Source organism: Duganella dendranthematis (assembly GCF_012849375.1).
Taxonomy (GTDB): domain Bacteria; phylum Pseudomonadota; class Gammaproteobacteria; order Burkholderiales; family Burkholderiaceae_D; genus Rugamonas; species Rugamonas dendranthematis.
Genome location: NZ_CP051684.1, coordinates 405,265 through 421,615, shown reverse-complemented (window position 1 = coordinate 421,615; position 16,351 = coordinate 405,265). Strand labels below are relative to the sequence as shown.

Genomic DNA, 16,351 nt, shown 5'->3' with positions numbered 1-16,351 from the left:
CGATGCCATGTCCCACGATGAAAACAACCAGCAGCAGGTAATGCTGCCACCGCCTTCGCTCAAGGCGCAAAAAGGGCGGGGGGCGGTGTCCAATATGCAGGGCCGTTACGAACTCAACGCGCGCGAAGCCTATGACGACGGCTGGGAACGCGAGGAAGAAGAGGAGCGTCCATGGAAAACCCACGTCACCGAGGAAATCTGCAAGTCCATCCTCAGTCGCAATGCATCGCCGGATTTGCCGTTCAGCGTGTCGCTCAATCCGTATCGTGGTTGCGAGCATGGCTGTATTTACTGCTTTGCGCGGCCTACGCACAGCTATCTGGGACTGTCTCCAGGGATGGACTTCGAGAGCAAGATCTTCGCCAAGATCAACGCGCCGGAAATGCTGCGGCGCGAACTGGCCAAGCCGGGCTACGAGCCGCAGTCGATCGCACTGGGCGTCAACACCGACGCCTACCAGCCCTGCGAACGCCAGTACAAGCTCACGCGCCGCGTGCTGGAAGTGTTACAGGAATGCCAGCATCCGGTAGGCCTGATCACCAAGAATTCGCTAATCGAACGCGACATCGACATCCTGTCGGCGATGGCGGCCAGGCAGCAGGCTGGCGTTGCCATCACGCTCACCACGCTGGACCCGGCCATCGCCCGTACGCTGGAGCCGCGCGCGGCAGCCCCGGCGCGTCGCCTGCGCACCATCCGCACACTGACCGACGCCGGTATTCCCGTGGCAGTCAGTATCGCGCCCATCATCCCCTTCATTACGGAGCCGGACATCGAGCGGATACTGGAGGCGGTCAAGGAGGCTGGCGCCATCAGCGCGCACTACACGGTGCTGCGGCTGCCGTGGGAAGTGGCGCCGCTGTTCAAGGAATGGCTGCAAGCGCATTTCCCCGAGCGGGCGCAGCGGGTGATGAATCGCGTGCGTGAAATGCGCGGCGGTAAAGACTACGACAGCAACTTCGACACCCGCATGAAGGGCGAGGGCGTGTGGGCAGAGCTGATACGGCAGCGCGTCAAGATCGCCTCGGAGCGGCTGGGGCTGACGGGCCACGGCAGCCGCTTCCACCACATGGATGCGTCGCAGTTCACCCGGCCACTGGTGGTGCCACCGCTGGGCGCGCGCGCCAAGGCGGCGGCCGATGCGGGGCAGCTGGATTTATTTTAATCGTAATGCAGCGAGATGGCGTTCGATCTCGAACACGTGCTGGTCGTGGCGGCCCAGTTCGCGCAGGGCGCTGGCCAGGTGGTTGAGGTAGTCGCTATTGGGGCCGCTTGGGCCGGCGGCGCGGGCGATGTGGGCGGCTATCTCCTGCTCGGAGGCGGCACCGAGGAAGGCGGTGTTGTCCGGCGTGGCGATGTAGACCAGGCCTTCGACTTCACCCTCGTCTTCAAAGGTGATGGACAGAGGCAGCCGCAGATAGCCGTTTTTTTCGCGGTGGTCCAGGTGAACGAACACCTCCGGCGTGATCAGGTAGGCCATGCCGTGGCAGATGGCGCCTGGCTCTTCGATCAGCGTAACCACGCGGCCTGGTGCTTCCGGCGTGCCGCGATGGTCGTGCGAGCCTTGCCAGAAGCGCCGCGTCCAACCGGCAATGCTGGCCGGCCGGCGTTGCAGGTAGGGGAAGTCAGCCTTGTAGATCAAGGAGCCGTAGCCAAACAGCCAAACGCTGTGATGGCCGTCAAACTTGTCCATCAATTGATTGATGGCGATGGTGTCCGCAGTCATACCGCTATTATAAAACAGCGGTAGCGCTAACATCAGCGCGCGTGTTAAAGCGCCAGTGCTGCTGGCAGATCGGCCAGCTGGCGTACCACGTGCAGGCGGCGGACGCCCATGAAATCGAAGGCGGCTTTGAGCAGCACTTCGTGTTGACCGACCAGTTTCGCTTCGGACTCCAGGCCCATCACGGCGCAGCCGGAAGTGACCAGGATCAGGTGCGGATCGGCGCGGCCCTGGCCGGTGGCAGTATGCAGTTCCAGCAGGCGGTCCAGCCACGCCTTGAGCGTCGACGGGACGGAGAAGTTGTGCATGGGGGCGCCCAGCACCACCACGTCGGCTTCCTGGAATTCCCGCAGCAGCGAGGCGCTTTGCAGGGCTTCGGCGCGCAGTTCGGCGTTCATCGGAATCTCGGCGTCCCAGCGCTGGCTGATCACTTGCAACAGCGGGCCGCTGGCGTGTGACAGCGGCGAGGCAGCGAGGTCGCGGTACAGGACGGTGGCCTGTTCGTTAGCCGCAGTCAATGCGGTGATGGCCGCCAGCGTGATCTGGCGGGACGTGGAATTGTCGCCCAAGGCGCAGGAGTCAATGTGCAAAATATTCATCAATGAAGCATACACAGAGAGAAACCGCTTCCACAATAGATTTGTGGCAATTAGCCTTTCCTAATTGAAAGGAATTGTAAGTGTCGTAATTTTTGGTGATTAAGACAAGGGCCGGTTCCATTCATGCGCAGCGACAAATTCGTGCAAAAAAGCGGCAAAACTCTCGGCTGCTGGCGACAGCGCGCGGGCGCCACGGCGGTAGATGAAGAAGCGCCGGGTGAGCGCCGGTGCCGCCAGCGGCCGCATTTTCAGGCCATACAGCTGCACCATTTTCTCGGCGTAGGGCAGGCAGACGGTGATGCCCTGGCGCGCATGCACCATCGCCAACGCGGTGGTCATGAAGGTCACCTCATTGTGCGGACTGAGCGAAAGTTCCCTGAAGGAAACGTGAACATCGCGCAACAGCCGCTCGGTGAACTGGCCTTGCAATGATATGAAAGGGTAGCGGTTGACGTCGCTCCAGCTGATGCGCTTGCGCTGGTCCAACTCGTGGCCGTCCGGGTAGACCACGACGAAGGGCATTTCAAACAGCGCCTGCGCTTCGATCTCGGCGGTGGCGTCGCGCTCGGGGCCGATGCCGAAGTCGACTTCGCCGCTGAATACGCGCGCCGACACCTGTTCCAGCGGGCAGTCGGTCAGCCGTACCTGCACCTCGGGATGACGGGCGCGGTAGGCAGCGATCACTTCCGGCATCATGGTGCAGGACAGCATCTGCGGCGCGGCCACGCGCACCGAGCCCTGCTTGAGCGCCTTGCGGCTGGCGATGTCGGCCATGGCGCGATCGAGGTCGTGCAGCATCTTGTCGAACAGCGGATACAGTTCGCGGCCAAGCTCGGAAAGCTGGGTCTTGCGCGTGGTACGCTCGACCACGCGCATGCCCAGCAGCTGCTCCAATTCCTTGATCTGGCCGCTCAACGCCGATTGCGTCACACTCAAATGGTCGGCGGCCAGGGTGAAGCTGCCGGTCTTGGCCAGCGCCACCAAAGCGCGCATTTGTCGCAGGCTGGGATTCATGGGAAATTCTGATAAATGATGAGATAAATACGATTTGTATGATATCTGAATCTGGCATCTAATGCGGACATCAAGATGGAGACAGCTATGAAAATCAAACAGATACACCACGTCGCTTACCGCTGCAAAGACGCCAAGGAAACCGTCGAGTGGTACGTCAAACACCTGAATATGGACTTCGTGCTGGCGATTGCAGAAAACGAAGTGCCATCCACCAAGGCGCCGGACCCGTATATGCACGTGTTCTTGGACGCCGGCCATGGCAACGTGCTGGCCTTCTTCGAACTGCCGACCCAGCCCGACATGGGGCGCGACCAGAACACGCCGGCCTGGGTGCAGCATCTGGCGATGGAAGTCGACAGCATGGAAGCGTTGCTGGCCGCCAAGGAACGCCTGGTCGCCGCCGGCATCGACGTCATTGGCCCGGTCAACCACACCATCTTCAAATCGATCTACTTCTTCGATCCGAACGGCCACCGCCTGGAATTGGCCTGCAACACTGCCACGCCGGAAATGATGCAGAAGCTGGACGACGTCAAATGGGCGATGCTGGAAGAGTGGTCGCAAACAAGGAAAGCGCCGGCCCACGCGGCCTGGATGCACGCGCCGGCCGGAGACCACGCATGAAGCTGGCCACGCTAAAAGACGGCAGCCGCGATGGCCGCCTGGTGGTGGTCAGCCGCGACCTGTCGCATTACCAGCATGTGCCGAAGATCGCCGCCACGCTGCAACATGCGCTCGACAACTGGGAGCTGGTCGCGCCGCGTCTGCTGCAGGTCTACGCCACGCTGAACAGCGGCGAGGCAGTCGATGCCAAGCCGTTCGAGCAGCAGCAATGCCACTCGCCGCTGCCGCGCGCCTACCAATGGGCGGATGGCTCAGCCTACATCAACCACGTCGAGCTGGTGCGTAAGGCGCGCAACGCCGACGTGCCGGCCTCGTTCTACACCGATCCACTCATGTACCAGGGCGGCTCGGACAGTTTCGTTGGCCCGCGCGATCCGATTTACGCATTGTCAGAAGAGTGGGGCATCGACCTGGAAGCCGAAGTCGCGGTCATCACCGGCGACGTCCGCATGGGCGCCACGCCGGCGGAGGCCGCGCAAGCCATCCGCTTGGTGATGCTGGTCAACGACGTCTCGCTGCGCAACCTGATTCCGAACGAACTGGCGAAAGGCTTCGGCTTCTTCCAGTCCAAGCCGGCCAGCGCCTTCTCGCCGGTGGCTGTTACGCCGGACGAGCTCGGCGCGCACTGGGCCGACAGCAAGTTGCACCTGCCGCTGCTAGTGGACTTGAACAGCCAGCCATTCGGCAAGCCCAACGCCGGTGAAGACATGACTTTCAGCTTCGGCCAACTGGTGGCGCATGCGGCCGCCACCCGCGAACTGGCAGCCGGCACCATCATCGGCTCCGGCACGGTATCCAACAAGCAGGGCGGTCTGCACGGATCGAGCATCGCCAACGGCGGCGTCGGCTACTGCTGCCTGGCGGAAGTGCGCATGTACGAAACCATCGAGACCGGCAAGCCGCAGACCGCCTTCCTCAAATTCGGCGACAGCGTGCGCATCGAAATGAAGGACGAGCAGGGCGCCAGCATCTTCGGCGCCATCGAACAAACCGTCACCCCGTACCAGGAGCGCGGCTGATGAAGCTCTACACCTATTTCCGCAGCTCGGCCGCCTACCGCGTGCGCATTGCGCTCAACCTCAAGGGCATCGCCTATGATGCGGCGCCGGTGCACCTGCTGCGCAATGGCGGCGAACAACTGAGCGACGCCTACCGTGCCATCAACCCGGCCATGTTGCTGCCAGCGCTGGAAGACGACGGCAACGTCATCGGCCAATCGCTGGCCATCATCGAATACCTGGAAGAAACGCAGCCGCAAATGCCGCTGCTGCCATCCGATCCGGCCGGCCGCGCCCGGGTGCGTGCGTTGGCGCTGACCGTGGCGGCCGATACCCACCCGCTCGGTAACCTGCGCGTGCTGAAATACCTGACCGGGGAACTCGCGGTGCCGGACGAGGTCAAACTCGCATGGCAGCAGTACTGGCTGCGCACAGGCATGTCGTCGCTGGAATCCTTGCTGGCCAACGACCCGCGCACTGGCCGCTACTGCCATGGCGACACGCCGACCCTGGCTGACTGCTGCCTGGTGCCGCAAGTGTTTAGCGCCCAGCGCTTCGGCGTCGATCTGGCGCCGTACCCCACCATCGCCCGCATCCACGCCGCCTGCAACGAACTGCCCGCTTTCCAGCAGGCACACCCCGCCCAGCAGCCGGACGCCGAATAGCGCCATGTACCGCTACGTGCGCTGAGGAACATATCAGCGTCGCGTGGTGTGCGAGTATGCAGGCTTCGGTATCACCCAGGCTATCCCATGACTTCCGGCGACTCGCAGGCTCTGTTGCATTCAATGCAAAAAGACTCGTTTAATTATTTCTTGAGCGAGTTTAATCCGCTCAACGGCCTGGTGCGCGACAAGACCGCCGATGACTGGCCGGCCAGCATCGCAGCCGTCGGCATGGCGTTGACGGTCTATCCGATCGGCGTCGAGCGTGGCTGCATGCCGCGTGAGGATGCCGTTGCGCGCACGCTGACCACCCTGCGTTTCTTCGCCGCCAGCGAACAGAGCGATTCGCCGACCGCCACCGGCTACAAGGGCTTCTACTATCATTTTCTCGACATGGACAGCGGCCAGCGCGTGCTGGATTGCGAACTGTCCAGCATCGACACCGCCTTGCTGATCGCCGGCATGCTGACCGCCGCCGGCTACTTCAGCGCCGACACGCCCGAGGAGCGCGAGATCCGCGAACTGGCCCACATGCTGTACCGCCGCGTCGACTGGCGCTGGATGTGCCGCCGCAAGCGTTTGATGTGTCACGGCTGGAAACCGGGCAAAGGTTTTTTGCGCTGGCATTGGGAAGGCTACGACGAAGCCCTGATCCTGTACATCCTGGCGCTGGGCTCGCCAACCTTTCCGATCGAGCGTGACAGCTACGACGCCTGGTCCAGCACCTATGAATGGAAGTCGGTCTACGGCATCGATTACCTGTATGCCGGGCCGCTGTTCATCCACCAGATGTCGCACATCTGGCTGGACCTGCGCGGCATCCGCGACGATTTCATGCGCGCGCACGACCTGGATTATTTTGAGAACAGCCGCCGCGCCACCCACGTGCAGCAACGTTACGCCATCGACAACCCGCTCGGCTTTCCCGACTACGGCGAACTGTGTTGGGGCATCACGGCCAGCGACGGACCCGGCCCGGCCACCCGCAAGATCGACGGCATCCAGCGCAAGTTTTACGACTATGTCGGACGTGGCGCGCCATACGGCCCGGACGACGGCACGCTGGCGCCCTGGGCGGTGGCGGCCTCGCTGCCGTTCGCGCCGGAGATCGTCCTGCCCAGCATCGAGCACTACCAAAGCCTGCATTTGTGCGAGCAGAACCCGTACGGCTTCAAGGCCTCGTTCTCTACCGTGTTTCACCATGGCAGGGGCGGGCGGCGCTGGGTATCGCCGTATCACTTCGGCATCAACGAGGGGCCGACCGTCATCATGGTGGAAAACCACCTGCATGATTTTCCGTGGAGCCTGATGCGCGAGAACGCCGCGTTACGGAGCGGACTGCGCCGCGCGGGCTTTGCCGGTGGCTGGCTGGACGAGGATGGCGTCGCGGGCTAGTTGCAGCGCGGTGTCGAGCGCGGCGCCTGACGTGGTCATGCGGTCCGGTTGCACGCCCATGCTTTCCCAGTTGGCGCGGGTCATCGCGTTGCTGGCCCGCGTGACGGCAATCGAGGTCTGCAACTGGCGCGAAATGCGTTGCTTGCTGCCGACCCGCGCATCGCCCATGGTAGGCGCGCCGACCACCACCGCGCGCTTCACATACTGCTGCAAATCGTAGGCAAAGCCCTCGGCCGCGCCGTTGGTCTTGTCGTTGACCAGCACGTACAGGGGCTTGTAGCCGCCAAAGCGCTTGCCGGCCACATCCCATGTCGTCCAATACTCGGCCGTGACGTGGCCCTCGCGATCGATCTGGTCGTGCAGATGCAGTTGCTTGTCCGGGAAAATATAGCTGCGCCGGTCGACCAGTAGATAGCTCGACAGCAGCGCCGCCATTTGCTGCCCATCGCCGCCGGCGTCGCGCACGTCGATGATCAGGGCAGGGCAGTCGGCCGCCTGCGCCATGAAGCGGCCGGCCGCCTCGATGGATGCCCGGTCCAGCGGGGCAAAACGAGTGATTTTCAGGTAGCCGATATTGTTGGCCATCAATTCAAAGCGGCGCAGGCCGAAGTTGTCGGCCGACGGTGCTGGCGGCACAGGACGCTGGCGCTCGTCGCCCAAGTCGTAGGGCACCCATTCCAGATAGGTATGCCGGTCGGGCGCCACCGCCGCCAGGTCGCGGGTGACGCGCGCCGCCAGCGACCGCGCGGTCAGCTGATCGTCGTACTCGCCGCGCGCCAGGCGCTTGCGCAAATCGTCGGCCGCCGCCTTGGCGCGCGGACCGTCGACGTGCTGTTCGGTCAGCCTGCGCGCATATTCGTTGATGATGTGCGCGCGCGTCGGCGCGTCCAGCGCCTCGTCCAGCGCCGGGGCGGAAGCGGTCTGCGCGCCGGCGCTTGTCATCAAGAACAGCAGCGCACCGGCAATCCAGCGTTGACGACCCATGTATTCCTCAAAGTAAGCTATTTATTCGAAAATTATCTTAACACTTTCCCATCAGAAAGTGCCGTTGGAGGGCTGGTCGCGTTACAATCTCGCCTTTCCCCGAAAGCATCTTTCTTCATGACGATTCCAAGCACTATCCTGGAGGCGCTGCAGCGCGCCGATGTTTCCTGGCGCCCGCTGCTGATCGAGGGGCTGGAAGCCATGATGGCGGCCACGCCCGACTACCTGCCGCAACTGGCGCAGGATCAGTACCTGCCGACCGAGCAACGCCTGTTTGCCGCGTTCGCATTACCGCTCAATAAGGTGAAGTATGTACTAGTCGGCGAAGGACCATATCCGCGAGCAGAGAGCGCCACCGGCGTCTGTTTCATGGATGGCGCGGTTGGCGGTCTGTGGTCGGAGGAAAGCGGTGGCGGCTTGTCTAAGCCGGTCAACAAGGCCACCTCGCTGCGCAACTTCATGAAGATGCTGCTGGTGGCCGATGGCCAGCTCCAGCTGAGCAATACCGCCGGCGAAGCCATGGCGGCCGTATCGGCCCGGGCGCGCAGTGGCGCGGGCAGCCACATCCTCACGCTGGCCGATATGCAGCGCAAGCTGACCGAACAGGGTTTCCTGCTGCTGAATGCCTCGCTGGTGTTCCGCAGCCACGTGGCGCCGGTCAAGGATGCCAAGGCCTGGCTGCCGTTCTTTGAGACAGTGATGGCGGGGCTGGCCGGGCAAGCTGCCACCGTGCCGACCATGGTGCTGTGGGGGAAAATCGCTGAATTGCTGAGTAAGTTGCCGGTAATGAAAGATTTCCCGCAGATTGTCGCCGAGCATCCGTATAACCTCAGCTTCATAGGTAATCAGGCCATGCACGAGCTGTTCCGGCCGATGCGCCTGCTCCAGGGCTAAAACCGAGGGCCGACCAGCAAGCTTTATTAAAGTTTGGTATACTTGACTAATTCGATCAACTAATCAGGCTTTGTGATTGGCGATGAGGTCGATATTTTAATCCAACCGAGGTAGTGATGCGTCTGACCACCAAAGGCCGTTTTGCTGTGACTGCGATGATTGACTTGGCGTTGCGCCAAGGCAAGGGCCCGGTTACGCTGTCCGGCATCAGCCAGCGTCAGGCAATTTCACTGTCTTACCTGGAGCAATTGTTCGGCAAGCTGCGCCGCCACGAAATCGTCGAATCGATCCGCGGCCCCGGCGGCGGCTACAGCCTGGCGCGCCGCGCCGATAAAGTCACCGTCGCCGACATCATCATCGCCGTCGACGAGCCGCTGGACGCCACGCAGTGCGGCGGCAAGGAAAATTGTCACGGCGCCGATGCCGCCAGCGGCGTGCGCTGCATGACCCACGAGTTGTGGGCCACGCTGAACGAAAAAATGGTTGATTATCTGGATTCCGTCTCACTGCAGGATCTGGTCGATCAACAAAAGCAGAAGGACGCGGCACAGAACGTGGTGCATATGCACCGCAACGGCAACCACGCCGCAGTGTAAGCCCCTGTGCCATACGGATAGATAACGGAGTAACCAGATGAACGCCCCAGAAAAAAACATCGCTGACGTGAAATTCCAGACCGCGCCGCATTTCCCGATCTACATGGACTATTCGGCCACCACGCCGATCGATCCGCGCGTCGCCGATGCGATGATTCCGTACCTGCGCGAGCAGTTCGGCAATCCGGCCTCGCGCAGCCACATGTACGGCTGGACCGCTGAGAAAGCGGTGGAAGAGGCGCGCGCCAACGTCGCTGCCCTGGTCAATGCCGACCCGCGCGAAATCATCTGGACCTCCGGCGCCACCGAATCGAACAACCTGGCCATCAAAGGCGCGGCGCAGTTCTACAAGACCAAGGGCAAGCACATCATCACCGTGAAAACCGAGCACAAAGCCGTGCTGGACACCGTGCGTGAACTGGAGCGCCAGGGTTTTGAAGCGACCTACCTGGAACCGCAAGACAACGGCCTGATCACCATCGAGCAGCTGACCGCCGTGATTCGTCCGGACACCATCCTGATCTCGGTCATGCTGGTCAACAACGAAATCGGCGTGATCCAGCCGATCGACCAGATCGGCGAACTGTGCCGTTCGAAAGGCATCATCTTCCACTGCGACGCCGCGCAAGCGACCGGCAAAGTGGTGATCGACCTGCAAAAAACCAAGGTTGACCTGATGACCTTCACCGCGCACAAAACCTACGGCCCGAAAGGCATCGGCGCGCTGTACGTCTGCCGCAAGCCGCGCGTGCGCATCGAAGCGCAAATGCACGGCGGTGGCCACGAGCGCGGCCTGCGTTCGGGCACGCTGCCGACCCACCAGATCGTCGGCATGGGCGAAGCCTTCCGCTTGGCGAAAGTGGAAATGGACAGCGAAATCGCCCGCGTCAAAGCGCTGCGCGACCGTCTGGCCAAGGGCCTGCAAGAGATCGAAGAAACCTACATCAACGGCGACATGGACCACCGTGTGCCGCACAACCTGAACGTCAGCTTCAACTACGTTGAGGGCGAGTCGCTGATCATGGCGGTGAAAGACCTGGCGGTATCGTCGGGCTCCGCTTGTACTTCGGCCTCGCTGGAACCATCTTATGTATTGCGCGCGCTTGGTCGTAGCGACGAACTGGCGCACAGCTCGATCCGTTTCACCATCGGCCGCTTCACCACCGAAGCCGACATCGATTTCGCGATTGAACTGATGAAGTCCAAGGTACACAAACTGCGTGAACTGTCGCCGCTGTGGGATATGTTCAAAGAAGGTATCGACATCAGCTCGATCCAATGGGCAGCCCACTAATTTTTCAAGATACAGGAGCATCAAAATGGCTTACTCGGAACAAGTACTGGATCACTACGAAAACCCACGTAACGTTGGCGCTTTCGAAAAAGGCGACGACAGCGTCGGGACCGGCATGGTTGGCGCGCCAGCCTGCGGCGACGTCATGAAACTGCAAATCAAGGTCGGCGCCGATGGCCTGATCGAAGATGCCAAATTCAAAACCTACGGCTGCGGCTCGGCGATCGCATCGAGCTCGCTGGTGACCGAATGGGTCAAGGGCAAAACCCTGGACCAGGCACTGGCCATCAAGAACACCCAGATCGCCGAAGAACTGGCGCTGCCGCCAGTGAAAATCCACTGCTCGATCCTGGCGGAAGACGCCATCAAGGCTGCAGTCCTGGACTACCAGAACAAGCACGCCACCGTAGCAGCGTAATCATTACGACACGTCGCTCCGGCTTGACGCCGGGGCGCGGGAGAATCAAATGGCAGTCACCCTGACCGAAAAAGCAGCGAAACACATCAACCGCTACATCGAACGCCGCGGCAAGGGCATCGGTCTGCGCTTCGGCGTGCGCACCACCGGTTGCTCGGGCATGGCCTACAAGCTGGAATACGTGGACGACGTGACCGACGAAGACAGCGTCTTCGAATCGCACGGCGTGAAGGTATTCGTCGATCCGAAAAGCCTGCCGTACATCGACGGCACGGAACTGGACTTCGCCCGCGAAGGCCTGAACGAAGGCTTCAAGTTCAACAACCCGAACGAAAAAGACGCTTGCGGTTGCGGTGAAAGTTTCCGCGTCTAAGCCGTCATGCAGAATCACTTTGAGCTCTTCAACCTGCCTTTGCAGTTTGCCGTAGACGCGGTGGCGCTGGACAGCGCCTACCGCGACGTGCAAGGCCGCGTCCATCCCGACAAATTCGTCAATGCCACCGACGCCGAAAAGCGCGTCGCCATGCAGTGGGCCACCCGCGCCAACGAAGCCTATCAGACCCTGAAAAATCCGCAGAAGCGTGCGCAGTACATGTGCGAGCTGGCTGGCGTCGATTTGCAGACCGAGTCGAATACTTCAATGCCGATGGCTTTCCTGATGCAGCAGATGGAGTGGCGCGAAGAACTGGGCGACGCCCGCGCCGGCAAGGACAGCGACGCACTGGAGTCGCTCGACAGACAGCTGCGCAACGCCCGCAAGGACCAGCTGGCGCAGATCGAGCAGCAGATCAACGCCGCCGACTACGCCGCCGCCGCACAAGGCGTGCGCGCGCTGATGTTCCTCGAAAAATTCGGCGAAGAAGTCCGCTTCGCCTTTGAAGCAATCGAAGCCTGAAGCCCGGCGCCGCATGCCGGCGCCGCCTCAGCTGATTACATAAAAATACAGGTCTCACCCATGGCACTTCTGCAAATTTCCGAACCAGGCATGTCGACCGCACCGCACCAGCACCGGCTGGCGGTGGGCATCGATCTGGGTACCACCAATTCGCTGGTGGCGACTGTGCGCAACAGCATTCCAGAAGTGCTGAACGACGAAGATGGCCGCGCGCTGCTGCCGTCGGTGGTGCGCTATTTGCCTAACGGTCACGCCAACATCGGCTACAAGGCGCAGGCGGCGCAGACCACCGATCCAAAAAACACCATCGTCTCGGTGAAGCGCTTCATGGGCCGCGGCCTGGCCGATATCGCCTACGCGGAAAACCTGCCATACGACTTCCAGGACACGCCTGGCATGGTGCAGCTGAAGACCGTCGCTGGCGTCAAGAGCCCGGTGGAAGTGTCGGCGCAGATCCTGGCCACGCTGCGCCAGCGCGCAGAAGATTCGCTGGGCGATGATCTGGTCGGTGCGGTGATTACCGTGCCGGCTTACTTTGACGACGCGCAGCGTCAGGCCACCAAGGATGCGGCCCAACTGGCCGGCCTGAATGTGCTGCGCCTGCTGAGCGAGCCGACTGCGGCCGCTATCGCCTATGGCCTGGATAACGGTTCGGAAGGCATCTACGCCGTCTACGATCTGGGTGGCGGCACCTTCGATATCTCGATCCTCAAGTTGAGCAAAGGCGTGTTTGAAGTGCTGGCCACCGGCGGCGATTCCGCGCTGGGCGGCGATGATTTCGATCACCGCCTGTTCTGCCATATTCACCAGCAAGAAAAACTGGCGCCGCTGTCGGACGAAGACACCGCTGTGCTGATGGTGAAAGCGCGTGAAGCCAAGGAACTGCTGTCGACTAAATCCGAAGTGACGGTGGACGCCGCGCTCAAATCGGGCGAGCAGGTGCACATCACCATCACCGCCGAGACCTTCCAGGAGATCACAAAACACCTGATCGACAAGACCATGAAGGCCATCAAGAAAGCGCTGCGCGACGCCAATGTCGATGCGGACGACGTCGATGGTGTGGTCATGGTCGGCGGCGCCACGCGCATGCCACACGTGCACCGCGCGGTGAGCGAGCATTTCCACACCACGCCGCACGCCAACATCGATCCGGACAAGGTAGTGGCGCTGGGCGCCGCCGTGCAGGCCAATCTGCTGGCCGGCAACCGCGCCGCCGGCGACGACTGGCTGCTGCTGGATGTGATACCGCTGTCGCTGGGCATCGAGACCATGGGCGGCCTAGTGGAGAAAATCATTCCGCGCAATTCCACCATTCCTTGCGCCCGCGCGCAGGAATTCACCACTTTCAAAGACGGTCAGACCGCGCTGGCGGTGCACGTTCTGCAAGGCGAACGTGAACTGGTGGCCGATTGCCGTTCGCTGGCGCGCTTCGAGCTGCGCGGCATTCCGCCGATGTCGGCCGGCGCGGCGCGCATTCGCATCACCTACCAGGTGGATGCGGACGGCTTGCTGTCGGTGTCCGCGCGCGAGCTGCGCTCAGGTGTTGAAGCATCGATCACCGTCAAGCCATCGTATGGTCTGGGCGACGACGATGTGGCGCGCATGCTGATGGAGTCGCACGCTTCGGCCGATGTCGATATGAAGGCGCGCGCGCTACGTGAAGAGCAAGTGGAAGCGGAACGCATCCTGCTGGCGACCCAGGCGGCGCTGGACGAAGACGCGGCGCTGCTGTCGGATGAAGAGCGCGCCGCCGTCGATGCCGTGATGGCGAACACCCGCGACATCGTCGCGCAATCGCAGACTGGCGCTGTCGATCATCTGGCCGTGAAAGCGGCGGTGGAGGCACTGGCCCACGGCACCGAAGAATTTGCGTCGCGTCGCATGGACCGCAGCGTGCGCAGCGCGCTGGCCGGCAAAGCGCTGGACCAAGTAGTTTAAAAAATAGATAAAGAGTTTAACCATGCCACAAATCGTATTCCTGCCCCACGCAAAATTGTGCCCGGACGGCGCCGTGATCGACGCCCCAGCCGGCAAGACGCTGTGCGACATCATGCTGGAGAATGACATCCACATCGAGCACGCGTGCGAAAAATCCTGCGCCTGCACCACCTGCCACGTGCTGGTGCGCGAAGGTTTCAACTCGCTCAACGAAGCCAGCGAAACCGAAGAAGACCTGCTGGATAAAGCCTGGGGCCTGGAAGCCGTGTCGCGCCTGTCGTGCCAGGCCGTGGTGGCGGACGAAGACCTGGTCGTCGAAATTCCGAAGTACACCATCAATCACGCGAGCGAAGGCGGTCACTGAGACCAAAGCGATGAAGCAGCCCAAGAAACCCGTCCAGAAGATCGGCGCCACCGTCACCAGCGCCGACAACATGCCCGAGATCCGCGAAGGCCAGACCGTAGCCCTGCTACAGGAACTGCACATCCTGACGCGTGACGGCAAGATGAACCAGGACAGCCGCCGCAAACTGAAACAGGTCTACCACCTGTACCAGTTCATCGAGCCGCTGCTGAAGGAAGTGCTGGCCAAGAAGGACAATGTGTCGCTGGTCGATCACGGCGCCGGCAAGTCCTACCTCGGTTTCATCATCTACGACTTGTTCTTCAAGGCGCTGAAAAACGGTTCGCATATCTACGGCATCGAGACGCGCGAAGAGCTGGTGGCGCGTTCGCAGGAACTGGCCAAACAATTTGAATTCCCCGGCATGTCCTTCCTGCCGCTGTCAGTGGCCGAGTCCACCGAATCGAAGCTGCTGCCGGAGCAGATCGACGTCGTGACCGCGCTCCACGCCTGCAACACGGCGACCGATGACGCCATCCAGTTCGCGCTGAAGAAAAAGGCGAAGCACATCGTGCTGGTGCCGTGCTGTCAGGCCGAAGTGGCTTCGGTCCTGAAGAAGAACAAGGGCCAGTCGCTGGGCAAATCCGCGCTGACCGAAATCTGGCGCCACCCGATTCATACCCGCGAATTCGGCAGCCAGATCACCAACGTGCTGCGCTGCCTGCAACTGGAAGCGCATGGCTACGACGTCACCGTGACCGAGCTGGTAGGCTGGGAACACTCGATGAAGAATGAGCTGATTATCGCCACCTACAAAAACCTGCCGCGCAAGCGTCCGTCCGAGCGCCTGAAAGAGGTGTTGGAGACGGTTGGCCTACAAGAGATGAACACCCGTTTCTTCGCTGAAGAAGAGGTAGCGTAATGGAGAATTGGCTCGACCTGCGCAGTGACACTGTCACGCGTCCCAGCGCCGCCATGCGCGCTGCCATGAATCTCGCAGAAGTGGGCGACGACGTCTACGGCGACGATCCTACCGTCAACCGCCTGCAGGAATATGCGGCCGATTTGTTCGGTTTTGAAGATGCGGTGTTCGCGCCATCCGGCACACAGAGCAATCTGCTCGCGTTGCTGGCGCACTGCGGCCGTGGCGACGAATACCTGGTCGGCCAGGAAGCGCATACCTACCGCTACGAAGGCGGCGGCGCTGCGGTGCTGGGCAGCATCCAGCCGCAGCCGATCATCAATCAGGCTGACGGCAGCATCGCGCTGGATGACATCGCGTCGTACATCAAGCCAGATGATTTCCACTTTGCGCGCACCAAGCTGCTGGCGCTGGAAAACACCATCAACGGCCGCGTGCTGCCAATGGACTACGTGCAGCAGGCGACCAAGCTGGCGCACGATCGCGGACTGGCCACGCACCTCGACGGCGCGCGCGTCTGCAATGCGGCGGTCAAGCTGGGGGTGAGCCCGCGCGAGATCGTCAAAGGCTTTGACTCGGTGTCCGTATGCCTGTCCAAAGGTCTCGGCGCGCCGGTCGGCTCGGTTCTGCTGGGCACCAAGCCGCTGATCAAGGAAGCCAAGCGTTGGCGCAAGATGCTGGGCGGCGGCATGCGCCAGGCCGGCGTCATCGCGGCCGCAGGCCTGTACGCGCTGGAGCACAACATCCCACGCCTGGCCGAAGATCATGACAACGCTGCCTACTTCGCCGGTGAGCTGGCGAAGATGCGCGGCCTCAAGGTCAGCACGCCGCAGACCAATATCTTCTATGTCGACATTCCGCAATTTGTTCAGCAAGGCTTGAGCGACGTGCTGGAACTGACGCGCATCCGCGTGTCGATGGCGCCGCGCCTGCGCATCGTCACCCACATGGACGCGCCGCGCGACGACATCGACCGCGCCATCACCGTGTTTGGAGACTTCTTTGGATAATGATGACAATACCGTCCGCTTGTCCAAGCGCGT

General features: G+C 61.8%; 19 protein-coding genes. 15 read left to right on the top strand and 4 right to left on the bottom strand.

The features are described 5' to 3' along the window. Positions 1-7 precede the first annotated feature (7 nt). Complete coding sequence (locus HH213_RS02080; RefSeq protein ID WP_169110464.1) at positions 8-1,165, top strand: PA0069 family radical SAM protein; 1,158 nt, start codon at positions 8-10, stop codon at positions 1,163-1,165. Here the strand turns inward: HH213_RS02080 and HH213_RS02075 are convergent. From HH213_RS02075 to HH213_RS02065, 3 genes are all read right to left on the bottom strand, one after another. Continuing rightward, entirely contained in the window at positions 1,157-1,726 is a 570-nt protein-coding gene (locus HH213_RS02075; protein WP_169110462.1) for a gamma-glutamylcyclotransferase, read from the bottom strand. The two genes, HH213_RS02080 and HH213_RS02075, sit on opposite strands and share 9 nt — an antisense overlap. A gap of 44 nt (positions 1,727-1,770) precedes the next feature. Beyond that, positions 1,771-2,322 (bottom strand): NAD(P)H-dependent oxidoreductase, encoded by a 552-nt coding sequence (locus HH213_RS02070; protein WP_169110460.1) that lies wholly within the window; start codon positions 2,320-2,322, stop codon positions 1,771-1,773. A 99-nt stretch (positions 2,323-2,421) separates the two neighbouring features. After that, entirely contained in the window at positions 2,422-3,336 is a 915-nt protein-coding gene (locus HH213_RS02065; protein WP_110849029.1) for a LysR family transcriptional regulator, read from the bottom strand. Positions 3,337-3,423: 87 nt separating this feature from the next. Here HH213_RS02065 and HH213_RS02060 point away from each other — a divergent pair, with 87 nt between their 5' ends. The 4 genes from HH213_RS02060 to HH213_RS02045 all read left to right on the top strand — a co-directional run bounded on the left by HH213_RS02060 (position 3,424) and on the right by HH213_RS02045 (position 7,021). After that, positions 3,424-3,963, top strand: coding sequence for a VOC family protein (locus HH213_RS02060; protein WP_169110458.1), 540 nt, complete (start codon positions 3,424-3,426; stop codon positions 3,961-3,963). After that, positions 3,960-4,982, top strand: coding sequence for a fumarylacetoacetate hydrolase family protein (locus tag HH213_RS02055; RefSeq protein WP_169110456.1), 1,023 nt, complete (start codon positions 3,960-3,962; stop codon positions 4,980-4,982). The genes HH213_RS02060 and HH213_RS02055 overlap by 4 nt, the downstream gene beginning before the upstream one ends. Next, a complete protein-coding gene (gene maiA / locus HH213_RS02050; RefSeq protein WP_169110454.1) occupies positions 4,982-5,626 on the top strand; it encodes a maleylacetoacetate isomerase in 645 nt (214 codons plus the stop codon). The genes HH213_RS02055 and maiA overlap by 1 nt, the downstream gene beginning before the upstream one ends. 150 nt (positions 5,627-5,776) lie before the next feature. Beyond that, positions 5,777-7,021: a glucoamylase family protein gene (locus HH213_RS02045; RefSeq protein WP_308494523.1), complete on the top strand. Its 1,245-nt coding sequence runs from the start codon at positions 5,777-5,779 to the stop codon at positions 7,019-7,021. On the opposite strand, the gene HH213_RS02040 is transcribed toward HH213_RS02045, so the two are convergent. After that, complete coding sequence (locus HH213_RS02040) at positions 6,953-8,005, bottom strand: S41 family peptidase (RefSeq protein ID WP_169110450.1); 1,053 nt, start codon at positions 8,003-8,005, stop codon at positions 6,953-6,955. The two genes, HH213_RS02045 and HH213_RS02040, sit on opposite strands and share 69 nt — an antisense overlap. Positions 8,006-8,122: 117 nt before the next feature. Between HH213_RS02040 and HH213_RS02035 the strand changes: the two genes are divergently transcribed. The 10 genes from HH213_RS02035 to ltaE all read left to right on the top strand — a co-directional run bounded on the left by HH213_RS02035 (position 8,123) and on the right by ltaE (position 16,318). Continuing rightward, positions 8,123-8,899 (top strand): uracil-DNA glycosylase family protein, encoded by a 777-nt coding sequence (locus HH213_RS02035; protein ID WP_169110448.1) that lies wholly within the window; start codon positions 8,123-8,125, stop codon positions 8,897-8,899. Positions 8,900-9,015: 116 nt separating this feature from the next. Then, positions 9,016-9,495, top strand: coding sequence for a Fe-S cluster assembly transcriptional regulator IscR (gene iscR / locus HH213_RS02030; RefSeq protein WP_110849022.1), 480 nt, complete (start codon positions 9,016-9,018; stop codon positions 9,493-9,495). Between the two features lie 37 nt (positions 9,496-9,532). Beyond that, on the top strand, positions 9,533-10,789 hold the full coding sequence (locus HH213_RS02025; protein WP_169110446.1) for an IscS subfamily cysteine desulfurase: 1,257 nt from the start codon (positions 9,533-9,535) through the stop codon (positions 10,787-10,789). Positions 10,790-10,814: 25 nt separating this feature from the next. Then, positions 10,815-11,207, top strand: coding sequence for a Fe-S cluster assembly scaffold IscU (gene iscU, locus HH213_RS02020; RefSeq protein ID WP_110849020.1), 393 nt, complete (start codon positions 10,815-10,817; stop codon positions 11,205-11,207). A gap of 49 nt (positions 11,208-11,256) precedes the next feature. Continuing rightward, complete coding sequence (gene iscA, locus HH213_RS02015; RefSeq protein ID WP_110849019.1) at positions 11,257-11,580, top strand: iron-sulfur cluster assembly protein IscA; 324 nt, start codon at positions 11,257-11,259, stop codon at positions 11,578-11,580. Between the two features lie 6 nt (positions 11,581-11,586). Beyond that, the gene (gene hscB / locus HH213_RS02010; RefSeq protein ID WP_169110444.1) at positions 11,587-12,102 is read left to right on the top strand and encodes a Fe-S protein assembly co-chaperone HscB; all 516 of its coding nucleotides are present in this window, start codon (positions 11,587-11,589) and stop codon (positions 12,100-12,102) included. 60 nt (positions 12,103-12,162) lie between these two features. Continuing rightward, entirely contained in the window at positions 12,163-14,043 is a 1,881-nt protein-coding gene (hscA, locus tag HH213_RS02005; protein ID WP_110849017.1) for a Fe-S protein assembly chaperone HscA, read from the top strand. A 22-nt stretch (positions 14,044-14,065) separates the two neighbouring features. Further along, positions 14,066-14,407: an ISC system 2Fe-2S type ferredoxin gene (fdx, locus tag HH213_RS02000; protein WP_110849016.1), complete on the top strand. Its 342-nt coding sequence runs from the start codon at positions 14,066-14,068 to the stop codon at positions 14,405-14,407. Positions 14,408-14,417: 10 nt separating this feature from the next. After that, positions 14,418-15,308 (top strand): class I SAM-dependent methyltransferase, encoded by an 891-nt coding sequence (locus HH213_RS01995; protein ID WP_169110442.1) that lies wholly within the window; start codon positions 14,418-14,420, stop codon positions 15,306-15,308. Then, entirely contained in the window at positions 15,308-16,318 is a 1,011-nt protein-coding gene (gene ltaE, locus HH213_RS01990; protein ID WP_169110440.1) for a low-specificity L-threonine aldolase, read from the top strand. The genes HH213_RS01995 and ltaE overlap by 1 nt, the downstream gene beginning before the upstream one ends. The last annotated feature ends 33 nt before the right edge of the window (positions 16,319-16,351 follow it).

What these genes read in the sequence shown, in the direction of transcription:
- HH213_RS02080 (WP_169110464.1), top strand. Translation starts at nt 8, where the DNA reads ATGTCCCACGATGAAAACAACCAGCAGCAGGTAATGCTGCCACCGCCT.
- HH213_RS02075 (WP_169110462.1), bottom strand. Translation starts at nt 1,726, where the DNA reads ATGACTGCGGACACCATCGCCATCAATCAATTGATGGACAAGTTTGAC.
- HH213_RS02070 (WP_169110460.1), bottom strand. Translation starts at nt 2,322, where the DNA reads ATGAATATTTTGCACATTGACTCCTGCGCCTTGGGCGACAATTCCACG.
- HH213_RS02065 (WP_110849029.1), bottom strand. Translation starts at nt 3,336, where the DNA reads ATGAATCCCAGCCTGCGACAAATGCGCGCTTTGGTGGCGCTGGCCAAG.
- HH213_RS02060 (WP_169110458.1), top strand. Translation starts at nt 3,424, where the DNA reads ATGAAAATCAAACAGATACACCACGTCGCTTACCGCTGCAAAGACGCC.
- HH213_RS02055 (WP_169110456.1), top strand. Translation starts at nt 3,960, where the DNA reads ATGAAGCTGGCCACGCTAAAAGACGGCAGCCGCGATGGCCGCCTGGTG.
- maiA (WP_169110454.1), top strand. Translation starts at nt 4,982, where the DNA reads ATGAAGCTCTACACCTATTTCCGCAGCTCGGCCGCCTACCGCGTGCGC.
- HH213_RS02040 (WP_169110450.1), bottom strand. Translation starts at nt 8,005, where the DNA reads ATGGGTCGTCAACGCTGGATTGCCGGTGCGCTGCTGTTCTTGATGACA.
- HH213_RS02035 (WP_169110448.1), top strand. Translation starts at nt 8,123, where the DNA reads ATGACGATTCCAAGCACTATCCTGGAGGCGCTGCAGCGCGCCGATGTT.
- iscR (WP_110849022.1), top strand. Translation starts at nt 9,016, where the DNA reads ATGCGTCTGACCACCAAAGGCCGTTTTGCTGTGACTGCGATGATTGAC.
- HH213_RS02025 (WP_169110446.1), top strand. Translation starts at nt 9,533, where the DNA reads ATGAACGCCCCAGAAAAAAACATCGCTGACGTGAAATTCCAGACCGCG.
- iscU (WP_110849020.1), top strand. Translation starts at nt 10,815, where the DNA reads ATGGCTTACTCGGAACAAGTACTGGATCACTACGAAAACCCACGTAAC.
- iscA (WP_110849019.1), top strand. Translation starts at nt 11,257, where the DNA reads ATGGCAGTCACCCTGACCGAAAAAGCAGCGAAACACATCAACCGCTAC.
- hscB (WP_169110444.1), top strand. Translation starts at nt 11,587, where the DNA reads ATGCAGAATCACTTTGAGCTCTTCAACCTGCCTTTGCAGTTTGCCGTA.
- hscA (WP_110849017.1), top strand. Translation starts at nt 12,163, where the DNA reads ATGGCACTTCTGCAAATTTCCGAACCAGGCATGTCGACCGCACCGCAC.
- fdx (WP_110849016.1), top strand. Translation starts at nt 14,066, where the DNA reads ATGCCACAAATCGTATTCCTGCCCCACGCAAAATTGTGCCCGGACGGC.
- HH213_RS01995 (WP_169110442.1), top strand. Translation starts at nt 14,418, where the DNA reads ATGAAGCAGCCCAAGAAACCCGTCCAGAAGATCGGCGCCACCGTCACC.
- ltaE (WP_169110440.1), top strand. Translation starts at nt 15,308, where the DNA reads ATGGAGAATTGGCTCGACCTGCGCAGTGACACTGTCACGCGTCCCAGC.